The sequence below is a fragment of the Streptococcus nidrosiense genome (assembly GCF_042140045.1).
Taxonomy (GTDB): domain Bacteria; phylum Bacillota; class Bacilli; order Lactobacillales; family Streptococcaceae; genus Streptococcus; species Streptococcus nidrosiense.
In genome coordinates this window covers 898,479-920,071 of the sequence record NZ_CP152419.1, presented here as the reverse complement: position 1 = coordinate 920,071, position 21,593 = coordinate 898,479, and the positions used below count along the sequence as shown (strand labels likewise).

The following is a 21,593-nucleotide window of genomic DNA, read 5'->3' as shown; positions in this document are numbered from 1 at the left end:
TATGGTTATCCATAATCATTAATGCGCACCGTTTCGGTGCTTTTTTATTTTATTATACCAATTTATTGTACTCCTAATTTGATAAAAAAACAAATAATATTGTAGCGTTTTCAAAATAAGTAATAAAAATATTTTTTTATAAATGAACTTAAATTTAACTACTAAAACTATTCAACCCCTAACACTTCTTCAGTGCTAGGGGCTTTTTTAGTTTCTTAAATACCGCATATACTCTACTAATACATAGACAAGGATTGTTAAACAAATGATAATCTCTAACCAAACGAGGAGGTTAAGGACTGGAAACTGTAGAATGCCTTGGGCCATTTTCAATGATGTTGCTGTGATGATAGTTGGGAAGGTTAGGGCTGAAAAAGCTGGTTGAAATCCCTGTTTTAAAATCCTTGGCAAACGACTGAGGACAAAGAAAAAGAAAGTTTGTGAAGCAAGGATCATGACTAGCAAAATCCAGCCATGAAGACCTGAACCTCCGATCCGAACGAGTGCTGCCAACAGTAGAGAAAAGGGAGCACAGTAGATTCCTTCTTGCCCCAGTAAAGCCTGTGGCAATGGATTACTTTTCAAATCTTGATAAATCAGAGTATAAAGGAAAAGGGTTAAGGTAAAGCCAAAAATCCAAGCACCATAGGCAATCTCGACTATGCCCACCACTGGGTAGGTCAAGCTTGCTACTGCTATCCCCACATAAAGAACTGTCCAACTTGGCGTTGCGCTCGTTCTTGGTTTAGTCTGAACATAATTTTTAGTGAAGTAGATGATTAAACCTACATCTAGAAGAAAAGCAAACCACCAAAGAGCTTGCGCCATGATACTCATACTCGTAGGTAAGATTCGCAGTAAGTAGGTTGATAAAATCATCCCTGCCATGGGAAAGGTCGCCATTCCCGATAATAGAGGAGCTTTCTTAAGTTCTTGCTGGCTTTCTTGCCAATCACTAAGATGACTGTATAAAAAATAAAACCATAAAATCAAGCCTGACAAACTAAAGACGTGCGACAATAGCGGAACAGTATCCAATATGAGATTGCCTGCTCCAGCCAATCCCAATAAGCACCCTGAAAAGGCCAAGGGGAGTTTTTTCATGTGAACCTCCAATAGTCATGTTATTATCAGTATAGCATAAAAGCGCTTAAATGAAGTATTAAAAAACGAAATTTAAAAAGATAAACCTCGTTTTTATTTTCTTTATTTTTAGTTTGTCGCTAGAATATGTCGCAATTGCACAGCACTAGGAGAAACAATTGGTAAAAAGGCACCTTCATTCCAACGACGTATGAAACCGGATGTCGATTTACTAAAATAGCCTCTACCGCCACCAGCTTGTAGTTCCAATAGGAGACTTTGGGCAACAACATCAACAATATCAATCCGTAACTGGAATAGCTCGCGCGGATTTTTAACGAAATAGGACTCTTCAGATAATCCCTGATAGAGAGAATGTCGAATAGCATCTAACTGTTCGACCTGATGCTGCCATTCTTCTTTCAAGACACCTCGTTTCCCCAATTCTTTTTCGACTTCTGAGAGTGAACGTTCAGCTAAGCCAAAGGCTAGGCCAAATTGGTAGCCTAAAAAGGCTGGACGATTTTGCGCTAAAAATTGATGAGCATCCTTGGATAGAATCCACTCTTCCTTTAAAGGAACCTTGTTGAAAGTCAGAGCTGCTGTATTACCTCCTTGGAGAGAAACAAATTCCAAATCTTCGGAACGACTAAAGTTTTCTGCATCCGATGGTACGGCTACTACATAACTTTTACTCGAGTCATCTGCAAATCCTGCTACAAAAATAGTGAGGAAGCGATCCTTACGAGCATTGGTTACCCAAGGAAGTCGGCCTTTAAGATAATAATTCCCATTTTCTTCAAGGATACGAACATTTAGTTCCTCTAAGTCAGATAGATACTTGATCGCATTAGATAAGGCCGTAGCACCTGCATATTCTCCTGATAAGAGTTTTTCCAAGTAAACTTCTTTGAAGTAAGTATTATCAGTATGAAGAATATTGTCTATTAAAGTTCGTTGCCCCCATGAGATAAAGGAGGCTGTTAAGGAATGTTGAGCGAGTTCAGCAAGGATATCGATAACATCTTGGTCATTTCCACCTAGCCCTCCAAGAACTTTGGGAACCCCTACACGAAAGGCGCCTTCTGCAGCAATTTTCTCAATCAACTCTTCTCCAGCTTGACATGATTTTTTGTCAATTTCATCGGCGTGCTGGTCTAACCAGCTTAAAAATTCTTCTGAAAAAAATCCCATACTCTGCCCTCCTCTTATGCATAAGGTTGTAATTCTGGATTAATCGGTGTGTTAGCTAGGTTGTTGGCATAGTTACACAGACTTGCTAGACTGACACCGAGAACAACATCCAAGGCATTTTCTTGTGTATAGCCTGCTTCAAGAAATTCTCCAAGTGCTTCATCTCCTACGCGCCCTTTGGTATTGATAACTGCTAAGGTAAACTTAGCTAGGGTATCCAGCTTAGGATCGCTTTCGATTGGAGTACGATTGCGAAGGGCTTGAAGTAGGTCATCATTCATCTGGATTTGCTTGATAGAAAAGGCTGTATGTCCAGCGACGCAGAAGGCACAACCGTTGGTTACAGCTGCCGTGATTTGTACCACTTCGCGCTCTACAGGTGTTAGACTATTGCGACGGTTAATAGCTCCAACAGTTCGGTAAGCTTCTAGGGCTGTGGGAGCATTGGCCAAAAGACCGATAAGATTTGGGATATAGCCATTGTTGTCCTTTTGTACCATTTCAAGAACTTCTTTCACTTCTGCTGGTGCTGATTCTACTGTGTGGATAGTAAATGTTGTCATAAGGGGACCTCTTTTCGTTTTGTAATTGAATGGTTTCTGCGAAAATCTTACGAAATCTCATCAGCCTATTGAACAAATCCTTGCCTTGATTGATGACTCATTAGCTTTTCGTTGACAATAAGTCTAACACAGAATCTATACCTTGCATAATATATATTTTAAATTGCACTGATAAAAAATTTTTATGAAAACAAAAAAATCACACCAGATGTGTGATCATAACTGTTAATTTATCTGATGCTTGTTTCTTAAAACTAAGATGGACTCTACTAGCAAACAGAATATAGCCAAGCCAAAGCCAATAAATACACCAAAATATTCTGTGATAAAACTCATTAGAAAAACAGAGACAGAAAAGGCCAATGTAGAGACAACTTCAATAACGGAGTAAACATTCACAAGTTCCTTCTCATCAACCGATTCCTGTAAAAATACGCTCTCAGGAACTTCCTTAATCTGAGATAGAAAACCAATTACTAGAGATAGGAATAGAAAAGCAGGTGGATTTGGAAATAACACTATCAACAGAGTTACTAGTGCTGTCGCTAACAAAGAAAAGGTCATAGTTTTATATTTATAGGTAACAACTTTCTCTGCTAGACGGAAGACAATAGCACCTCCCAAGATAATCCCAAAGGAATAGGATGTATTGACGTAGCCCCAATAGCTTTCTGACTGATGTAAAATTTCAGTCACAAACACAAGTAAAACAGAAGATACCCAGATAGCATTGGATAAAATTTCTAAAAGATTGGCTTAGACAATAAAGCCTAATCTTGATTCTTTAGCCACCAATCGCCAACCTTTTGTTAGCGTCTCAAGACTTGTTTCAGAGGACAACTCTTCTTTTTTGACTAGTGGCAAACCGAACATCAAAATCGTCGAAAATGTAAACAAAACTAACACAATGAGCAGACTAGGATTCATTCCCAGACTCGCAAATAAGAAACCTCCTAAGCCCCAACCAACTAGTTGTACACTTTCACCACTCATAGAAATAGCTGCGTTCGCTTTAGCTAAATCACTTGCATAGCGTGGAACAATCGCATAGGAAACAGGCGCTGCAAAACCATCCAAAACGGAGATTAAGGTAACAATAGCATATAAAAGAGGGAGGGAAATAGTTTCAGATTGCTTGAGTAGAAAAAACAAAATCGCTAGCAGAATCGTCTTACCAAATTGAGTCAAGAAAAGAACACGATTTAAAGCTAATCTCTTCGTTACTAATGGAACTAAGAAACTAGCTAAAAAGGAGGATAGTCCAATCAGAATTGGTACTAGAGAGGTTGAAATAACCGAACCAGATAAGACAAAAACATTCGCAATCACAACAACTCTAAAAAAGACATCTGCTAGATTCGCTAGTCCCTGTGAAGTCACTAATTTTCGAATATCTTTTGACATAAACACCTCCAGTTTATTTCTCTTTCGCACATAGATGAAACAAGACATATCAGACCAAAAACAGATTTATGCTGACTATTATACAATAAATAAAAGTGCAAACAAAGGATATCATAAAAGAGGTACTATTGATTTACATTCATCTTATGACATAAAACTCTTCGAAAATCTCTTCAAACCGCGTCAACGTCGCCTTACCGTATATATGTTACTGACTTCGTCAGTTCTATCCACAACCTCAAAGCAGTGCTTTGAGCAACCTGCGGCTAGTTTCCTAGTTTGCTCTTTGATTTTCATTGAGTATAAAATAAAAGACTAGCCCTAGTAGTGAAAAAACCAGCATCTCACAAACAGATGCTAGTCTTATCTATAAATGGTAATATCAATCTTACATTATTTATCAAAATACTTCTTAGTCTCAGCAATAACAACTGGCGACAAGGCTAAGAGTGCAATCAAGTTTGGTAGAGCCATGAGGGCATTAACAATATCCGCAATGACCCAGACCATATCCAGCTCGATAAATCCTCCCAGCAAGACCATGAGTACAAAGAGCACACGATAAAGCCAGATAAAGCGAACGCCAAAGAGAAACTCAAAACAACGCTCTCCATAATAGTTCCATCCCAAAATCGTGGTAAATGCAAAAAGTACCAAGAAGATTGTTAGAAGAGCAGGTCCAAAGAAAGAGAAGACTGTAGAAAAAGCTGACTGAGTTAGAGCAACGCCATCTAAATTACCATGCCAAACCCCAGTCACCAAGATGGTCAAACCAGTCAATGTACAGATAATCAAGGTATCAATAAAGGTTCCCGTCATGGAAATCAAACCCTGTTCCACCGGTTCATTTGTCTTGGCTGCTGCAGCTGCAATGGGAGCCGAACCCAGTCCAGACTCGTTTGAGAAGACCCCACGCGCCACACCATTTTGAATAGCCATCCGAACACTCGCTCCTGCAAATCCTCCTAGTGCAGCAACTGGACTAAAAGCTGATGTAAAGACCAAGGTCAAAGTTGCAGGGATTTTCTCAATATTAACAAAAATGACTGTCAAGGTTCCTAAGATATAGACAATAGCCATAAAGGGAACAACTGTAGTTGACACCTTTGAAATGGACTTAAGTCCACCAAAGACTGCTATCCCTACAAATATTGAAAGGACCAAAGCAGTAATGGTCGGTGACAAGCTGGTTGTATTTTGTATAGACTCTGTGATGGAGTTGACCTGAGTAAAGGTACCAATACCTAAGAGAGCTACCAAAACACCTGCCAAGGCAAAGAGCATCGCCAAGGGGCGCCACCTTTCTCCCATACCTAGAAGGATATAGTGCATAGGTCCTCCTGCGATAGCGCCATTTTCATCCTTACTCCGATATTTAATAGCCAGTAAACCCTCTGCATACTTGGTTGCCATTCCAAAGAAAGCAGCCACCCACATCCAGAAGAGGGCACCAGGACCTCCCACCTTGATAGCTGTTGCCACCCCGATGATATTTCCCGTACCAACAGTTGCTGCTAGGGCTGTACACAAGGCTGCAAAGCTTGACACATCTCCATACCCCTTGTCTTTAGCAAAAATCAACTGAAAGGCTTTTGGTAAACGTAAAATTTGTAAGAGCCCGAGGCGAATGGTCAAATACAATCCTGTTCCCACTAGCAAAATTAAGAGTGGTGGTCCCCATACCAGAGCATCCAGCTCTTTTAGCAAATTTAACATACCATTCTCCTATCTATTCAACCCCAAAAGAAAGAGCACATGTTAAAAACATGTACTCTGGAATGCATCGATAAATGCCAAAAAGCGCTCTATCATTGCTCTGTCCTTTTACCTGAGAGTTTGAGCAGTTGCCTGCCTTGCCCCTTCGGTGCCTTTACGGTCTCTCCAGAGTTCCGTCCATTTACAGTCATGAAAAATCAAACGATTTTCCACTTCTATTAAACTTCATTCGGTGTTGTATTTAATTTTTCTTATTTTACAAGAAAAAACAGAACTTGTCAATTGTTTTCAGAAAATTTTATTCATATTTTTATTATTTTCGCATTATCCCTTAAAGGTTACGATTGTTGCCCCACTTCCACCTGCATTTTGTGGTGCATAACCAAAGCTCTTGACTTGTTTGTTTCTTTGCAGGTACTTAGTCACCCCTTCACGGATGACCCCTGTACCGATACCATGGATGATGTCGACTTGGGCCATATTGTTGAGCAGGGCTTGATCGATAAAGGCATCCAAGGCTTCCATAGCTTCCTCGTAGCGTTTGCCACGAAGGTCTAGTCTAGCCTGTGGGCCTTTGCCTGCTGCACGTTTGACGACGTTGACTTGTTTCTTCTTGACTGGTGCTTCTTGCTGAGCCTGAACCAAGTCAAACTCTTTTTCTTCAAGCGTCATCTTAATCAAGCCAACCTGTGCTTCCCAACGACCATCCTTGAGTTGGTTGGTCAAGGTGCCTCGTTGACCATAGCTTAAAACGATAATATCATCCCCAATTTTTGGAGCTCGTTTTTTCTTGGCCTTTTGGAGGACCTTGTTTTTAGAAAGGTCAACTTTTTCAGGAGCTAACTTCTTGAGCTTAGCCTTGGCTTCGATAATCTCGTGCGGTTTCAGTTGAGATTTACTGTGAAGATTTTTAAGAATATCGTCACTTTCAACCAGAGCCAAGTCAACAATCTCAGCAGCTTGTTCACGCGCCTTATTGAGTTCTGTTTCCTTTTCACGATTGAGCTCGTTATACAGTTTTTTAAGGGCACGATTCATCTTGAGGTTTTCTTGCTCGACTTGACGAATATTCTCAAGACGTTTCCGGCTTTCAAGTGTCTGCTCTTCCAATTGTTCAATGATGCGATTGACATCATTGTCTTGGTTAATCTGCTTGCTGGCATCGCCTACAATGACATCTGACAAACCTAGACGTTTAGCAATCTCAAAGGCATTGCTTCGACCTGGAACTCCCTGCATAAAGCGATAGGTCGGGCGCAGGCTAGCTGTATCAAATTCCATGCTAGCATTCTGAACATAGGCCGTTTCAATACCATAAGCTTTTAGTTCAGGATAGTGAGTGGTTGCCATGGTCTTAACTTGCCGCAAACGCAAGTCTTCTAGGATTGACATGGCAAGGGCTGCACCTTCTTGGGGATCTGTTCCTGCTCCAAGCTCATCAAGTAGCAAGAGCGAGTTTTGATTGACCTTACCAAGAATATCTACGATATTAGTCATGTGACTAGAGAAGGTTGAGAGACTTTGCTCAATGGATTGTTCGTCTCCGATATCTGCGAAAATCTCCTCGAAAATCCCTACTCGACTGCCCTTATCGGCTAGAATCGGCAGACCAGACTGGGCCATCAACTGCGTCAAACCTAAAGTCTTCAGCATGATGGTCTTACCGCCAGTATTGGGACCAGTGATGACGATAGCTGTTAGATCCTGACCAAAATGCACATCATTGGCAACAGCATTCTTCACCAAGGGATGACGAACGTGAAGAAGTTGAATCTCCTGTTCCTCAGATACTTGAGGTACTACAGCCTCCGTCTCTTGGATAAAGCGGACCTTAGCACGAATTAGGTCCAAATGTCCAATAATCCAAGCATCATTGGCGATTTCAGCTGCATGAGGTCTTACTCTTTCAGAGAGTTCTTGGAGGATACGCATCATCTCATAGCGTTCATCTGCACGAAGACTTGCAATCTCCTCACTTAACTTGACTACTTCACGCGGTTCGATATAGACAGTATTACCACTAGCAGAGATATCATGTACTACACCAGCAATCTTATTACGATAGGTATTCTTGACTGGAAGGACTTGGCGACCATTTCTACTTGCGATGATACCTTCAGTCAACATCTGTGACTTTTGCTTGAGAAGGTCTTGCAAGACATCTCTGACCTGACTTTCACTATCATGGATTTTTCGACGGATTCGTGCTAAGTCCTCACTAGCAAAGTTCTCAATAAATCCAGCTTCGTTGATGGCTTGGAGATTACCCTGCAGATGCGGGAAATCATGAAGTTTCTCAAACCAGTTAGCTAGATGCTCTAAACGTACATTTTCAAGATTGTCATAGAAATTCTTCAACTCACGACTGGCAAATATGACACGCTTGAGAAGGAGAAATTCCTCGATGTTGAGGTCAGCACCCATCTCCAAACGTTTGCTAGTTGCAACAATGTCTTTTGTTCCCGAAATACTGAAATGGGGATGTTCGACAAAGAGTTCTTGCATTTCCTTCATCTCTGCAAAAGCTTGCTTAATCTTGTCTCCTTTATCAGTCGGAGCAAGTTCTTTCAACTGCACTAGTCCTTGCTCGGTCAAAAGATGAGGTTCAAATAAAGCCTTAACCTTATTAAATTCTAATGTTTCTAGTATCTTTTTATTCATTTTCTTTTCCTTCGTAATGAGCGAACGATTTTTTTAAATTCTCACTCTTTTCAAAAAGGCTCCTAAACTATTGATACTCAATGAAAATCAGAGAGCAAACTAGGAAGCGACCCGTAGGTTGCTCAAAGCACTGCTTTGAGGTTGTAGATAAGACTGACGAAGTCAGTCACATATATAATCCAAGGCGAAGCTGACGTGGTTTGAATTTGATTTCCGAAGAGTAGGAAATTGTAAACAAAAGGCTAGGAATTGTTCCCGCCCTTTTATCCGATTATTTTGGTTACCCAGAGTTGTTTAATCACATGACTAGTAATGGGAACATTCTGGATAATATGTTTAGCTACAAAACTGTTTTCAAGTGAATTTTGAACAATTTGTAAAGGAACAGTCGCAAGAATGGTCAGTATCATCTGGAGGACAAATAAGGCCACAGCCAGAGATAAAACACCTGCACCTATACGGAAATATTGGCCCTCTAGCTTTTTAGTCGGTAGAAGATTAAGAAAGAGACCCAGCAAACGACCAATGCAATAAAATATAGTAAAGGCTAAGAGGTAACCAATCCCTGCATAAAAGACCTTGTCCAGTTGGAAAAGTTGATCGGATGGGAAAAAGAAGGTTCCCTGCCCTTCCTGTGGACTTGCATATGGAATCAACAAATCAAATTGTTTCCCTAAAGATTGATAAAAATTTCCTGCCAAAAGAGCTGAAATCACAGTTGCTACAAAATAGTAAATCTGTAGAACCAAACCTCTACGATAACCGATATAAAAGCTCCATGCAAGAACCAATAAGAGAAGGACGGAAATCATAGGGAATCCTCAATCTTGCTCTGTTCTTGTTTAGTCGCTACAACTTGATGACGGAGGGCGTCTAATTCTTGTTCCTTATCATCAAATTCAATCTCACGACTGAGTTGAGTTGATAAGCTATTAACTGCTAATAAAATAGCGATTGTCTCATCATCCGCCCCAGGCATTTGCTCTTTAATTGCTTCATATTTTTCTGTTGCGACCTTGGCAATTTCCTCCATAAAGAGGTTGTCATGCTCAGTTGTTAGGGTCAATGTTTTTTTTCCGAATGTAAACTTGTATCGATTTAAATTTGCCATAAAATTCACCTCACGATATTATACCAAATTTCACTTAGTTTGTCAGTTTTTACCAATTCTACGGCTTTTATGGTACAATAAGAGTTATGGCAAGTATTACATTAACTCCGAGCGAAAAGGAAATCCAAGCCTTTGTTCAGAAATATGAACAAGCACTGACTCCTAGTAAAAATCCTTATATTCGCTATTTTTTGAAGCTTCCGCAGACAAGTGTTTCCATCTACACATCAGGAAAAGTGCTCTTGCAAGGAGAAGCTGCTGAACGTTACGCCAGCTTTTTTGGTTATCAGGTCAGCCCAGTAGCTAGTGGACAAAACTTTCCGATGATTGGAACTGACGAAGTAGGAAATGGTTCCTACTTTGGTGGTCTGGCTGTAGTAGCATCCTTTGTGACTCCTGACCAGCATGACTTCCTACGAAAATTAGGTGTAGGGGATTCTAAGACTCTGACAGACCAAAAGATTCGTCAGCTTGCTCCTCTGCTTAAGGAAAAAATTCAGCACCAAGCTCTACTGCTTTCTCCAATCAAGTATAATGAAGTCATCGGTGAGCGCTACAATGCCGTTTCTGTCAAGGTAGCCCTGCACAATCAAGCCATTTTTCTCCTTCTCCAAAAGGGAGTCCAGCCAGAAAAGATTGTGATTGATGCCTTTACTAGTACTCAAAACTATGAGAAGTACTTAAAAAATGAAGCTAATCATTTTTCTAATCCAGTCAGCCTAGAGGAAAAAGCTGAAGGTAAGTACTTAGCTGTCGCAGTAAGTTCTATCATTGCACGTGATCTCTTTCTAGAAAATCTCGAAAATCTGGGTAGAGAACTTGGTTATCAACTTCCAAGTGGGGCTGGAACGGCTTCTGATAAGGTAGCTAGCCAAATCCTTCGTGCCTATGGTATGCAGGGACTCAACTTCTGCGCCAAACTACACTTTAAAAATACTGAAAAAGCAAAAAAAATGCTAGAAAGGTAAATTATGAAATATTTAAAATCATTTTTAAAAGAGTGGGGAGTTATCTTCCTACTTATTACACTAGTAGGTCTTAGCCGTCTCTTTCTCTGGAGCAATGTCCGCGTAGAAGGACATTCTATGGATCCTACCCTGGCAGATGGAGAAATCCTCTTTGTGGTTAAACATCTCCCAATCAATCGTTTTGATATTGTGGTTGCTCATGAAGACGATGGGAACAAGGATATCGTTAAACGGGTCATTGGTATGCCAGGAGATACTATCCGTTATGAAAGCGACAAGCTCTATATCAATGGTCAAGAAACTGATGAGCCCTATTTAGCAGAATACCTTAAGCGTTTCAAGGAAGATAAACTCCAAAGCACTTATACTGGAACTGGTTGGGACGGCAAAAAGGGCGAATACTTTAGAAGTTTAGCTCAAAAGGCTCAGGCCTTTACCCTAGATGTTAATTACAACACTAGCTTTACCTTCACTGTTCCGGAAGGAGAATATCTCCTCCTAGGTGATGACCGTCTGGTATCTAGCGACAGTCGACATGTTGGTACCTTTAAGGCAAAAGATATCATCGGTGAAGCCAAATTCCGCTTCTGGCCACTCAAACGTATCGGAACATTTTAAAAACTAGGAAGAGGCCGAGAATTTCCCATCTCAGCCTCTTCTCATTCTATTTTGACTAAATCTGGGATAAATTTTCTCAGAAATTAATGTAAGGAATTTTATGGAAGTTTATTTTTCAGGCACCATTGAACGCATTATTTTTGAAAATGTCAGCAATTTTTTCCGTATTTTACTTCTAGATATTGAGGATACCAATGCTGAAGACTTTGATGATTATGAAATCATTGTCACAGGTACCATGGCTGATATCATTGAAGGAGAGGAATACACCTTTTGGGGACAAATCATCCAACACTCCAAATATGGTGAACAACTACAGATGACTCGCTATGAGAGAGCCAAGCCGACTAGTAAGGGCTTGGTCAAGTATTTCTCCAGCAGTCATTTCAAGGGAATTGGACTCAAAACAGCTCAGAAAATTGTGGATATTTACGGAGATAACACTATTGACAAAATCTTAGAAAATCCAGACAAACTCCAGTTTATCTCTGGCCTCTCTGCTAAAAATCGTGAAGCCTTTGTCTCAACTCTTCGTCTTAATTACGGAACAGAGATGGTCTTAGCCAAACTGGCTAATTACGGCATCCCAAATAAGCTAGCCTTTCAGATCCAAGACTTTTACAAGGAAGAAACGCTAGAGATTGTCGAGAACTATCCCTATCAACTGGTCGAGGATATCAAGGGTTTGGGATTTACCATCGCTGACCAATTGGCCCAAGAACTGGGAATTGAAAGCCAGGCTCCTGAGCGCTTCCGTGCGGGTCTTGTCCATAGTCTCTTTCAAGGTTGCATGGAGACAGGAGATACCTATCTGGAAGCTAGGGACTTGTTGGAGCAAACCCTCAACCTTCTGGAATCCTCCCGTCCAGTCGAACTAGATCCGAGTCAAGTTGCCCAAGAGCTTGCTTATCTGATTGAAGAAGATAAGGTCCAGCAGATTGACACAAAAATCTTTGATAATAGTCTCTTTTTTGCAGAAGAAGGGATTCGCAGTCATCTCATCAGAATCCTCGAAAAAGGTCAGAGTAAAAAACAGGATCTAGAGACTATTCAAGAGCATATCACAACTGTTGAGGAAGAACTGGGGATTAAGTATGATAGTATTCAAAAACAGGCCATCTGCGATGCTATCCAAAACAAGATCTTTATACTTACAGGTGGACCTGGTACTGGTAAGACAACTGTTATCAATGGCATTATCGCTGTCTATGCTCTTTTGGAAGGACTGGACCTCAAGAAAAAGAGCAATCTACCCATTCTCCTAGCTGCTCCAACTGGTCGCGCAGCCCGTCGCATGAACGAATTGACAGGTCTACCAAGCGCTACCATTCACCGCCACCTGGGCATGACTGGAGATGACGATACTAGCCATCTGGAAGATTATCTGGATGCTGACTTTATCATTGTTGACGAGTTTTCGATGGTAGATACTTGGCTGGCCAACCAGCTCTTCTCCAACATCTCTTCAAACAGTAAAATCCTTATCGTAGGTGACAGTGACCAGCTGCCTTCTGTCAGTCCTGGTCAAGTTCTGGCTGACCTACTCCAGATACCAACCATCCCTCAAACACGTTTGGAAAGAATCTACCGTCAGAGCGAAGAATCAACCATCGTCACTCTTGCAAGTCAGATTCGCCAGGGAATATTACCTGCAGATTTTACCCAGAAAAAAGCAGACCGCTCCTACTTTGAAATCGCTAGTAACCATATCCCTGCTAGCATTGAAAAAATCCTAGGTGCTGCTATCAGAAGTGGCATTCCTGCTCGCGACATTCAGGTTCTTGCCCCTATGTACCGTGGAACTGCAGGTATTGATGCCATCAACCAGCTCATGCAAGACCTCCTTAATCCTCCACAAAAAGACCAGCTTAGCTTTGAAGCTCCTCAGTGTCACTATCGAACAGGAGATAAGGTTATCCACCTAGTTAACGATGCAGAGGTCAATGTCTTTAACGGAGACTTAGGCTATATCACAGACTTGATTCCAGGAAAATACACCGAGTCCAAGCAGGATGAGATTGTCATCGATTTTGATGGTAACGAAGTTTCCTATCCTCGAAATGAATGGTACAAGATTCGTTTAGCCTATGCCATGAGTATCCACAAGTCTCAGGGGAGCGAGTTTCCCGTCGTTATTCTACCTATCACCAGTGCAAGTAAGCGCATGTTAGAGCGTAATCTCATCTACACTGCTATCACTCGGGCCAAAAGTAAACTGATTTTACTAGGCGAAATACAGGCCTTTGACTATGCAACTCAACATATCGGAACAGCTCGTAAGACCTATCTAATTGAACGGTTCGCTGACCTAATGGAGAATGCCGAGGAAACAAACCAACTTGCTACCGATATTACAACTTCAACAGATTCTGAACAATCCTACATCCTAACCGAGGACAACTGGTCTAATATTCCAGCCATGATTGGGATTACTGAAGAAGACCTGCAGGAGTTTTTCGGAAAATAAAGCATAAAAAAACCCACCGAATCAGGTGGGCTTTTATCTTGTAAAGATTATTTTACTGTTGCAGTGCTTGTGATCAATTCAACAGCTTTTTTCACTGCGATATCGTGTTTCAACATTTCAGCTGAAAGCAAGCTTTGTACTTGTGCAACTTCCATTTTGTAGTCTGCAGCCAACTGCTCGATTTCTTTTTGGATTTCTTCTTCTGAAGCGTCAAATCCTTCAGCTTTCGCAACTGCTTCGATAACAAGGTTAGTCTTCGTACGTGACTCAGCTTCTGCTTCGTATTGTTTGTGAAGGTCTTCTTGAGTAGTTCCAGTGATTTGGAAGTACATGTCAGGGTTGATACCTTGACGTTGCAAGTTTCCAAGGAATTCATTTACTGAACGGTGAACTTCTTCGTGGATCATTTCTTCTGGAAGTTCTACGATTTCAGCATTTTCAACTGCTTTATCGATTGCTGCACCTTCAACTGCATCCTTGTATGCTTCTTCTTTAGCAGCAGCCAATTCGTTGCGGTATTTTTCTTTCAATTCAGCAAGTGTTTCAACTTCTTCATCAATATCTTTTGCAAGCTCATCGTCAAGAGCTGGAACTTCTTTAGCTTTTACTTCGTGGATAGTTGTCACGAATTTAGCTTCTTTACCAGCAAGGTCTTCTGCTTGATAATCTTCTGGGAATGTTACGATAACGTCAACAGTTTCACCAGCTGAGTGACCTACCAATTGGTCTTCAAATCCAGGGATAAATTGACCTGAACCAAGTCCAAGTGAGAAGTTTTCACCTTTTCCACCGTCAAATTCAACACCGTCGATAGAACCAACAAAGTCGATAACAACAGTATCGCCGTTTTCAGCAGCACCTTCTTTGACCACCAATTCAGCCAAGTTGTTGCGTTCACGTTCGATACGCTCTTCAACGTCAGCATCTGTTACTTCTTTTTCTACATCAACTGATACTTCAAGGTTTTTGTAGTCACCCAATTTAACTTCTGGTTTTGTAACAACTTCAGCAGTGATAACCCAATCTTGACCTTTTTCCATTGAAGTTACGTCAATTTTTGGTTGTGCAACTACTTCAAGACCAGCTTCTTTTACAGCTGCTTCATAAGCGTTTGGCAAAAGAGCGTTCATAACGTCTTGGTAAAGTGACTCTTCACCAAATTTTTGGTCGAAGATAGGACGTGGAAGATGACCTTTACGGAAACCAGGAACGTTAAGAGATTTCTTTACTGAGTTAAATACACGATCCAATTCTGGTTTGATTTGGTCTTGAGAGATAGTGAAAGTCAAGACACCACGGTTTGTTTCTTTGTTTTCAAATGATACAGACATTCTGTCATTTCTCCTTAAAATTTTTTTAAATACAGTCTATTATATCATATACTAGTAACTTTTTTCAAGTCAGAACCGAGTTTTCAGTACTGCTTGAGATACTTGCTAATTCTAAATCACTGTTTTATGGCTAAATGTATCCAATTTACCAAGAAAAAGTATTATAAACTAATTTCAAAGGAAAAATCACCTTTGGAACAGAGAAATACGCTTTCACTCCAAAAGATTCATCTAGAAATCCTCATGCCCTACTAAGTGGTGTTGAAAGGCATATACTGCTGCCTGGGTGCGGTCACTAACCTGAAGCTTTGATAAAATGTTGGATACATGGGTTTTAACTGTCTTAAGGGAAATGAACAATTCATCGGCGATACGCTGATTTTCATAGCCCTTAGCGATTAGTTGAAGGACATCTCGTTCACGAGCTGTCAGCTCTTCATGTAGTTCAATATGATTGCGGTTATATTCTACTTTCTTACTTACCTCTTGTTCAATAGCCAACTCTCCAGCCGCCACCTTACGAACAGCGTGTAACAATTCATCTGCACTGGACGTCTTGAGCATATAACCTCTAGCTCCAGCATTCAAGACCGGCATGATTTTTTCATTGTCTAGGTAAGAGGTCACGATTAATATTTTAGCTTCTGGCCATTCTTTGAGAATAGCTAGTGTTGCATCAATCCCATTGACTTCAGGCATGACAATATCCATGACAATCACATCTGGACGAAGCTCCAAGGCCATAGAAATTCCTTCCGCACCATTGGTTGCTTCTCCTACAACCTCTACATCATCTTGTAATTCAAAATAACTTTTTAAACCCAGACGCACCATTTGGTGGTCATCTACTAGTAATAGTTTCATTTCATTTCCTTTTGTTAGTCACTCAAGCAAGGGAATGCGGATATCCACTGCCAAACCCTGCTTAGGAGCCGTCATCAATTGTACTGTCCCAGCCATATCTTCCACTCGTTCTTTGACATTGCGTAAACCATAGCTTAGTTCATCAACATCATCTAGCTGAAAACCGCGACCATTGTCTACTACCTTTAACTGCAATTCAGTTTCCGTTTGATAAAGATAAACATCTAGACAAGAAGCTTGGGCATGACGGAGAGTATTACTAATCAATTCTTGGACGATACGAAAGACATGCTCCTCAATCTTTTTAGGCAATTCGTCTACCTGATATCTAAAACTGACTTTGAGTTCACTTTTTTCTTCCAATTCTTTGAGAAGCAACTGTATCCCCTCAACCAGACTCTTTTGTTCCAGTTCTATCGGTCGCAAATGCAAGAGTAGAATACGCAAATCTCTTTGGGCTGTCTCCAAAATAGCTGTTACACTCTGGAGTTGTGTTTGCATCTTCTCTCTGTCTAATTTGGAAGCTTGTTGACTGAGCCCTGATAAAATCATATGGGCAGCAAAAATTTCTTGGCTAACTGTATCATGTAAGTCACGCGCGATTCGCTTGCGCTCCTTTTCAACAATTTCTTCTTCTTTGACCAAGGCCTGATTGTCCGCTTTTTGAATAGCTTCTGTCAACAAACCGAGCTTTCCTGACAAATTTCTAAAACTTGCGTCTAAATCAGCATCTCCCAGACTTTCTATATCTTTGCCAGCTAGGAGACGTTTGAGATTTGCTTGGATTCTTCTCTTTGAAATTTCGTCAACCATTGTCCAGAATAGGACTAATAAAAAGGCTAGGGCAAGACTAAACATCAGGGCTAGAAAAAGGACTTTTTCTGTCTTTTCTAGATCCTGAAAAAGAAAAGTCCACTCCAAATCCAGGATCTTAAAAATGTTTCGAAATAGAAAAGCAACAAAGAGAAATGAGGTGAGTCCAATTAAAATATAGGGTTGCTTTTTCATCCTCTCACCACCTCAACATCTCCAACCATGGTTGTCAAAAGAATCTTAACACTCTTTGGACTCTTGAGATAATCTCTGGTTTCTTGGTGAAATTGTTCATTGCGCAAAGCACGTTTAGGTTGGTCAAAAAAGGTTAAGTCTCCATACAGAGAATTGACACTAAGGCTGACTTCAACATCTACTGGTACGATAATTCTAGTCGTACCGACCAGTTTTCTCAAGATGATGACATTATCATGATTGCTCAAAATCACGTGCTCTAGATGAATGGTATCCTTCCCCATAAGACGAAAGAGATTGATATCATCAAAACGACAAGTCTGGTAACTTGAAAAATGGTGGAGATTCCCAAACCAGCGATTTTTCTCTCTCTTCACCGTCACTACTTCTTCAAAGAACAGATTGGTGTCTTCTCTTTCCTGGTTCATCATAGGATAAAGCAAGAAGAGACTGTATATCAAGGCCACAAAGATAGCCATAATGACAAAGGGATTAAGCATGATGATAAAGAAAAATAAGATGCTCACTGCCACTAATATGAGGTTATTCCCCTGTCTTCCAGTATAGTATCGAATCAGCAGTAAAAACAAGAGCAAGATCAACAGAAAACGGGAAAAATGCTCTGATACCATCATAATCAGAGCTCCTGTTAATAAACAAGCTTCAATAAATAGAAAAATTTGAAATTTTCGCATGTATCCGTCCTCTCTATTTTATTGTATCACAAAACCAAAAAGTCACATCAGTCTGAGGAATGATAAAAAGATCGGGATAAAAATCCCGACCTCCTCACATTTGGTCTTTTGCTTCTTTTAATTTTCCATAAAGGAGATAGTCGACCTGCTGCAAATCCTCAATCTTTGCGCAATTAAGGGCACACATAATCAAGCGTAGGTCTTCCTTCCAGCTTTCAACAATGGAAATAACGACATCAACAGAGCAATTTTCAACCAGCTCTAACATAGTGCGTGATAGACCAACTGCCTTGGCTCCAAAGACCAGGCATTTGATGATGTCTAGTGGATTGCGCACTCCTCCACTCACCAAAAGCTCCATCTTATCTTTCCAGTCTTGGGCATTCAGAAGTGCTTGCATGGTCGATTGACCCCAATCATTGAGGTAGTCCCGTTGACCACTGCGACGGTTTTCGATATAGGCAAAGCTAGTCCCCCCACGGCCAGACAAATCAACGGTTCGTATTCCCATCTCATAAGCCTTAGAAATGGTCTTAACATCCATGCCAAAGCCGACTTCTTTTAAAACAAGTGGCACAGAGATTTGCTCAGCATAATCTTTCAGATTATGTTGCCACAATCTAAATTGACGTTCACCCTCTGGCATGAGCAATTCCTGCATGACATTAACATGCACTTGTAAAAGTAGTGGATTCACCTCTTTCACTGTTTGTAATCCTAGTTCTACAGGTTTATCCAAGCCAATATTGGTTCCAAGAAGAAGATTAGGATGATTAGTTTTGACTGAAAAAGATTCATCCGATGGATTCTTGAGTGCGGCACTGTAGGAGCCCGTCACAAATAAAATTCCACAGGCCTCGGCCACCTGAGCCAGCTTTTGATTGATTTCTCTGCCCTTATCGCTTCCACCCGTCATGGCATTGATATAAAAAGGAAAGTCCCATTTTCGCCCTGCAAATTCTGTCGAAAGATCAATTTCATCTAAGTCATATAAGGGTAGCGAGGAGTGAATCAACTCCACTTCATCAAAACTATTATAAGAACTTTTTTGTTCAAGGGCATAGCGGATGTGTTCATCCTTCCGATTTATCGTCATGTCCTATCCTTTCTTGATACAAGAGCTCAATCCCTAGAGCAGCCCAGCGTTTTTTCAGTAATGTGGTCGAGTCTTGGTCAAAACTAAGGGCAATGCCGCAATCTCCACCACCGGCGCCACTACTTTTAGCAACAGCTTTCAAGTCTTGACTGGCATTTTTTAATTGTCTGAGAGAAGGGGTGTAAATATCTGAACTCAAGCCTTCTAAAAGTTGGCTGGCTTGTTCTAACAAGGCAATAATGGTTTCTTCTTGACCTGTCTGCAAAGCCTTTACCAAGTTAGCTACAGTTTCTTTTGAAGCCTGCAAAAAGCTAGCGTTCATATTATTCTTGATTTGCTTAACCATGTGACTAGAGACAGCCACTTCCTTGGTCCAACCCACCAGAAAATCAAATGCCAAGACCGGTTCAACATTCCTAATAGAAAAGCCCCAATCACGTGCCAATACAGTTGGCAAGTCTTCCTTTTCTAGCCATTGTGACACTTTCTCACGATCAAACGACTGATAGAGGACTAGGTCTTCTGAAACGATACAGGCAATATCCCCCATGGAACCATTGTCTCCACGTTTGAGAAGGACTGCACTCGCCAGTTTAAACAAGAGGTCTCTTTCAGCTGTTCTTTCATAGAAAGCAAGCATAGCCTTGATAACCAAAACAACGACACTACCACTAGAACCCAGACCAAACTTCTTACCTTCACGTTCCATTTTTCCACGAACATCTAGGGAAAAAGGACGCAAGTCAACTCCTTGGGCAGTCAAATATTCCTCCACCAAGGCAACTGTTTCTTGAATCAAGGCATAGGAAGAATCCGGTCGCATGTCCACAACATAAGTAAACATATCCGAGTAGAGTCGATAAACTTCTGAGGACTCAATCTCAGCTGTCATATAGATGGGAATAGCTTTTATTAGTGCCAACTGCCCTGGTTCTAAAATGGCATACTCACCAGCCCAGTAGAGCTTTCCACAAGTTTTAACAATCGTCATCTTGGCTCAAATCCTTTGTCTTTGAAACGATTAAACGATAGCGTTGACCTAAGAGTTCTGATAGATGTTCCAAGTCTTTTTCTAAACAAAGAACCTTTACATTAGGCCCCGCATCCATGGTGAAGTAACAAGATTCTCCTTGTTCTCTAAGCTGACGAACGAAATCCATAGCCTCATAACTCGCATCTGTCAGATAAGAGAACGGCGGATTTGCAGTTTTTGTCGTAGCATGCATTGCAAGAGCGTTCTTTTCTGTTAAAGCTCCAACCTTCTCAAAGTCGTTTTCCTTGAGGTAGACCAGCATATCCTTGTAGTCTTGTTCAGACTGACGAATCCAGTCCTCAAATGTTGTCGAAGTTTCCACACAGAGTTTCATACCATCCCGACTAGAGATTGGTTTTTTCTGGTCTTCCAAGACCAACATGATCATAGCTAGCTTCAAGTCAGTTTCGACAGGATAGATTTCTCCACTATCCTTGTCCCAAGCTGCTAAGGGGCCATAAAAACTACGAGATGAAGAACCCGATGCAAATTTAGCTTCTAAGGCCAACTCTTTACGATCTAATCCTAATTGGAAATAGGCATTACAGGCTTTGACCAGGGCAGATAAGCCACTGGAACTTGAAGAAAGACCTGCCGCTGTTGGCATATTGTTCTTGGTATCGATACGAACAAAACCTGCTCCTTCAGGACGGTAGCGGTCAATGATTTTACTCATTTTGACATGCTCAGCTTCGTTTTGCAACTGACCATTGATGTAGAAAGCATCCGAGCTTGCATCTGCTGATAAAGGAGAAAGTGTCGTCTCCGTAAACATATTTTCTAAAGTCAAAGAGATACTGCTAGTAGCGGGAACCATCTCTTGTTCTGCTTTCTTACCCCAATATTTGATAATAGCAATATTGGCATAGGAACGTACTGTTACAGGCTTTCGATCCATGTCTGAACAGCTCCTTTCTCTTCTAATCTTTCTGCTAGTTCTTGCGCTTGGCTTACATTAGCAACCAGGGCGATAATACAGCCTCCTAGACCACCACCACTCATCTTGGCTCCTAGGGCTCCATGTTCAAGGGCAGTTTCCACCAAGGCATCTGCCTCAGGGCTACTAACTCCAATTTCCTTTAGATTTCCATGAGCTTTGGTTAAAATTTCTCCCAGCTTCAGGGCATCTTTTGAGTGAATAGCTACTTCTGCTTGCTGAGTCAACTCTCCTAGCGCATGTAAGAAAGGTAAGGCATCCTTGCCTTTACTCTCTACAACTTGGATAGCTTCACGAGTATGTCCATAGACTCCTGTATCTGCAATGACCAGATAAGCCGACAAGTCCATGGCTAGTTCTTCAAAACCTACATTCTTGATAAAACGAATAGGCTGGTCACTTAGACAAGTCTTGGCATCCAATCCGCTAGGATTCATATGGGCAATCATCTCCGCCCGATTGACTAAAATCTCTAAAACATCATGCGGAAGTTCTGCTTGGTAATAATCAAATACCGCTCGAATGGCTGCAATGCTAATGGCCGCCGAAGAACCCATCCCTCGCTTTTCCGGAATAGCCGAGTCAATTTGACAACGGATGCAAGCATCTTTGATATTTAGATACTCGAGAGAAGCATAAACAGCCATGGACAAGGTGTCCTCTTCAAACAGACGCCATGGTGTCGCTGCTGGTACAACCCGACAAGTCACCTCTACCTCTAAAAGAGGCAAAGAGATGGCTGGATAGCCGTAAACCACTGCATGCTCTCCTATTAAAATAATTTTACTATGTGCCTGACCGACACCAACTTCTTTTGTCATTTAATCCTTCTATCAGACGAAAA

At 41.1% G+C, this 21,593-nt stretch carries 18 protein-coding genes, 1 pseudogene and 1 riboswitch; of the genes and pseudogenes, 3 read left to right on the top strand and 16 right to left on the bottom strand.

Annotation, left to right across the window (positions count from 1 at the left end):
• Positions 1-207: 207 nt before the first annotated feature.
• From AAFQ93_RS04425 to zapA, 8 genes and pseudogenes are all read right to left on the bottom strand, one after another.
• On the bottom strand, positions 208-1,104 hold the full coding sequence (locus AAFQ93_RS04425; RefSeq protein WP_375555715.1) for a TDT family transporter: 897 nt from the start codon (positions 1,102-1,104) through the stop codon (positions 208-210).
• A gap of 108 nt (positions 1,105-1,212) precedes the next feature.
• Positions 1,213-2,277, bottom strand: coding sequence for an acyl-CoA dehydrogenase family protein (locus AAFQ93_RS04420; RefSeq protein WP_375555714.1), 1,065 nt, complete (start codon positions 2,275-2,277; stop codon positions 1,213-1,215).
• 14 nt (positions 2,278-2,291) lie between these two features.
• A complete protein-coding gene (locus AAFQ93_RS04415) occupies positions 2,292-2,840 on the bottom strand; it encodes a carboxymuconolactone decarboxylase family protein (protein ID WP_375555713.1) in 549 nt (182 codons plus the stop codon).
• Between the two features lie 225 nt (positions 2,841-3,065).
• Positions 3,066-4,244: pseudogene (locus tag AAFQ93_RS04410) on the bottom strand (ryptide export MFS transporter).
• Positions 4,245-4,637: 393 nt separating this feature from the next.
• Positions 4,638-5,960, bottom strand: a complete 1,323-nt coding sequence (locus AAFQ93_RS04405) for an alanine/glycine:cation symporter family protein (RefSeq protein WP_375555712.1) — start codon at positions 5,958-5,960, stop codon at positions 4,638-4,640.
• A gap of 90 nt (positions 5,961-6,050) precedes the next feature.
• Positions 6,051-6,139, bottom strand: a riboswitch (glycine riboswitch).
• A gap of 145 nt (positions 6,140-6,284) precedes the next feature.
• Positions 6,285-8,621 (bottom strand): endonuclease MutS2, encoded by a 2,337-nt coding sequence (locus tag AAFQ93_RS04400; protein ID WP_375555711.1) that lies wholly within the window; start codon positions 8,619-8,621, stop codon positions 6,285-6,287.
• Between the two features lie 263 nt (positions 8,622-8,884).
• Complete coding sequence (locus AAFQ93_RS04395) at positions 8,885-9,433, bottom strand: CvpA family protein (RefSeq protein WP_223140646.1); 549 nt, start codon at positions 9,431-9,433, stop codon at positions 8,885-8,887.
• Entirely contained in the window at positions 9,430-9,732 is a 303-nt protein-coding gene (gene zapA / locus AAFQ93_RS04390; protein ID WP_049503020.1) for a cell division protein ZapA, read from the bottom strand. The genes AAFQ93_RS04395 and zapA overlap by 4 nt, the downstream gene beginning before the upstream one ends.
• A gap of 86 nt (positions 9,733-9,818) precedes the next feature.
• On the opposite strand from zapA, the gene rnhC reads away from it, so the two are divergent.
• The 3 genes from rnhC (at position 9,819) to AAFQ93_RS04375 (ending at position 13,785) form a co-directional block, all read left to right on the top strand.
• Positions 9,819-10,700, top strand: a complete 882-nt coding sequence (rnhC, locus tag AAFQ93_RS04385) for a ribonuclease HIII (RefSeq protein WP_070460042.1) — start codon at positions 9,819-9,821, stop codon at positions 10,698-10,700.
• A gap of 3 nt (positions 10,701-10,703) precedes the next feature.
• Complete coding sequence (gene lepB / locus AAFQ93_RS04380; protein ID WP_223140645.1) at positions 10,704-11,318, top strand: signal peptidase I; 615 nt, start codon at positions 10,704-10,706, stop codon at positions 11,316-11,318.
• A gap of 100 nt (positions 11,319-11,418) precedes the next feature.
• Positions 11,419-13,785 (top strand): ATP-dependent RecD-like DNA helicase, encoded by a 2,367-nt coding sequence (locus tag AAFQ93_RS04375; protein WP_375555710.1) that lies wholly within the window; start codon positions 11,419-11,421, stop codon positions 13,783-13,785.
• 47 nt (positions 13,786-13,832) lie between these two features.
• On the opposite strand, the gene tig is transcribed toward AAFQ93_RS04375, so the two are convergent.
• The 8 genes from tig to mvk form a co-directional block, all read right to left on the bottom strand.
• Positions 13,833-15,116: a trigger factor gene (gene tig / locus AAFQ93_RS04370; protein WP_375555709.1), complete on the bottom strand. Its 1,284-nt coding sequence runs from the start codon at positions 15,114-15,116 to the stop codon at positions 13,833-13,835.
• A gap of 231 nt (positions 15,117-15,347) precedes the next feature.
• Positions 15,348-15,980 (bottom strand): response regulator, encoded by a 633-nt coding sequence (locus AAFQ93_RS04365; RefSeq protein ID WP_375555708.1) that lies wholly within the window; start codon positions 15,978-15,980, stop codon positions 15,348-15,350.
• A gap of 18 nt (positions 15,981-15,998) precedes the next feature.
• Entirely contained in the window at positions 15,999-16,988 is a 990-nt protein-coding gene (locus AAFQ93_RS04360) for a sensor histidine kinase (protein WP_375555707.1), read from the bottom strand.
• A complete protein-coding gene (gene liaF / locus AAFQ93_RS04355; protein ID WP_375555706.1) occupies positions 16,985-17,683 on the bottom strand; it encodes a cell wall-active antibiotics response protein LiaF in 699 nt (232 codons plus the stop codon). The genes AAFQ93_RS04360 and liaF overlap by 4 nt, the downstream gene beginning before the upstream one ends.
• Positions 17,684-17,777: 94 nt before the next feature.
• Entirely contained in the window at positions 17,778-18,779 is a 1,002-nt protein-coding gene (gene fni, locus AAFQ93_RS04350) for a type 2 isopentenyl-diphosphate Delta-isomerase (protein WP_375555705.1), read from the bottom strand.
• Positions 18,757-19,770 (bottom strand): phosphomevalonate kinase, encoded by a 1,014-nt coding sequence (locus AAFQ93_RS04345; protein WP_375555704.1) that lies wholly within the window; start codon positions 19,768-19,770, stop codon positions 18,757-18,759. Before AAFQ93_RS04345 ends, fni begins: the two co-directional genes overlap by 23 nt.
• Positions 19,757-20,710: a diphosphomevalonate decarboxylase gene (gene mvaD / locus AAFQ93_RS04340; protein WP_375555703.1), complete on the bottom strand. Its 954-nt coding sequence runs from the start codon at positions 20,708-20,710 to the stop codon at positions 19,757-19,759. The genes AAFQ93_RS04345 and mvaD overlap by 14 nt, the downstream gene beginning before the upstream one ends.
• Positions 20,692-21,570 (bottom strand): mevalonate kinase, encoded by an 879-nt coding sequence (gene mvk / locus AAFQ93_RS04335; RefSeq protein ID WP_375555702.1) that lies wholly within the window; start codon positions 21,568-21,570, stop codon positions 20,692-20,694. The genes mvaD and mvk overlap by 19 nt, the downstream gene beginning before the upstream one ends.
• Between the last annotated feature and the right edge of the window lie 23 nt (positions 21,571-21,593).

Coding starts and splice junctions, on each gene's coding strand:
- AAFQ93_RS04425 (WP_375555715.1), bottom strand. CDS start 1,104: ATGAAAAAACTCCCCTTGGCCTTTTCAGGGTGCTTATTGGGATTGGCT.
- AAFQ93_RS04420 (WP_375555714.1), bottom strand. CDS start 2,277: ATGGGATTTTTTTCAGAAGAATTTTTAAGCTGGTTAGACCAGCACGCC.
- AAFQ93_RS04415 (WP_375555713.1), bottom strand. CDS start 2,840: ATGACAACATTTACTATCCACACAGTAGAATCAGCACCAGCAGAAGTG.
- AAFQ93_RS04405 (WP_375555712.1), bottom strand. CDS start 5,960: ATGTTAAATTTGCTAAAAGAGCTGGATGCTCTGGTATGGGGACCACCA.
- AAFQ93_RS04400 (WP_375555711.1), bottom strand. CDS start 8,621: ATGAATAAAAAGATACTAGAAACATTAGAATTTAATAAGGTTAAGGCT.
- AAFQ93_RS04395 (WP_223140646.1), bottom strand. CDS start 9,433: ATGATTTCCGTCCTTCTCTTATTGGTTCTTGCATGGAGCTTTTATATC.
- zapA (WP_049503020.1), bottom strand. CDS start 9,732: ATGGCAAATTTAAATCGATACAAGTTTACATTCGGAAAAAAAACATTG.
- rnhC (WP_070460042.1), top strand. CDS start 9,819: ATGGCAAGTATTACATTAACTCCGAGCGAAAAGGAAATCCAAGCCTTT.
- lepB (WP_223140645.1), top strand. CDS start 10,704: ATGAAATATTTAAAATCATTTTTAAAAGAGTGGGGAGTTATCTTCCTA.
- AAFQ93_RS04375 (WP_375555710.1), top strand. CDS start 11,419: ATGGAAGTTTATTTTTCAGGCACCATTGAACGCATTATTTTTGAAAAT.
- tig (WP_375555709.1), bottom strand. CDS start 15,116: ATGTCTGTATCATTTGAAAACAAAGAAACAAACCGTGGTGTCTTGACT.
- AAFQ93_RS04365 (WP_375555708.1), bottom strand. CDS start 15,980: ATGAAACTATTACTAGTAGATGACCACCAAATGGTGCGTCTGGGTTTA.
- AAFQ93_RS04360 (WP_375555707.1), bottom strand. CDS start 16,988: ATGAAAAAGCAACCCTATATTTTAATTGGACTCACCTCATTTCTCTTT.
- liaF (WP_375555706.1), bottom strand. CDS start 17,683: ATGCGAAAATTTCAAATTTTTCTATTTATTGAAGCTTGTTTATTAACA.
- fni (WP_375555705.1), bottom strand. CDS start 18,779: ATGACGATAAATCGGAAGGATGAACACATCCGCTATGCCCTTGAACAA.
- AAFQ93_RS04345 (WP_375555704.1), bottom strand. CDS start 19,770: ATGACGATTGTTAAAACTTGTGGAAAGCTCTACTGGGCTGGTGAGTAT.
- mvaD (WP_375555703.1), bottom strand. CDS start 20,710: ATGGATCGAAAGCCTGTAACAGTACGTTCCTATGCCAATATTGCTATT.
- mvk (WP_375555702.1), bottom strand. CDS start 21,570: ATGACAAAAGAAGTTGGTGTCGGTCAGGCACATAGTAAAATTATTTTA.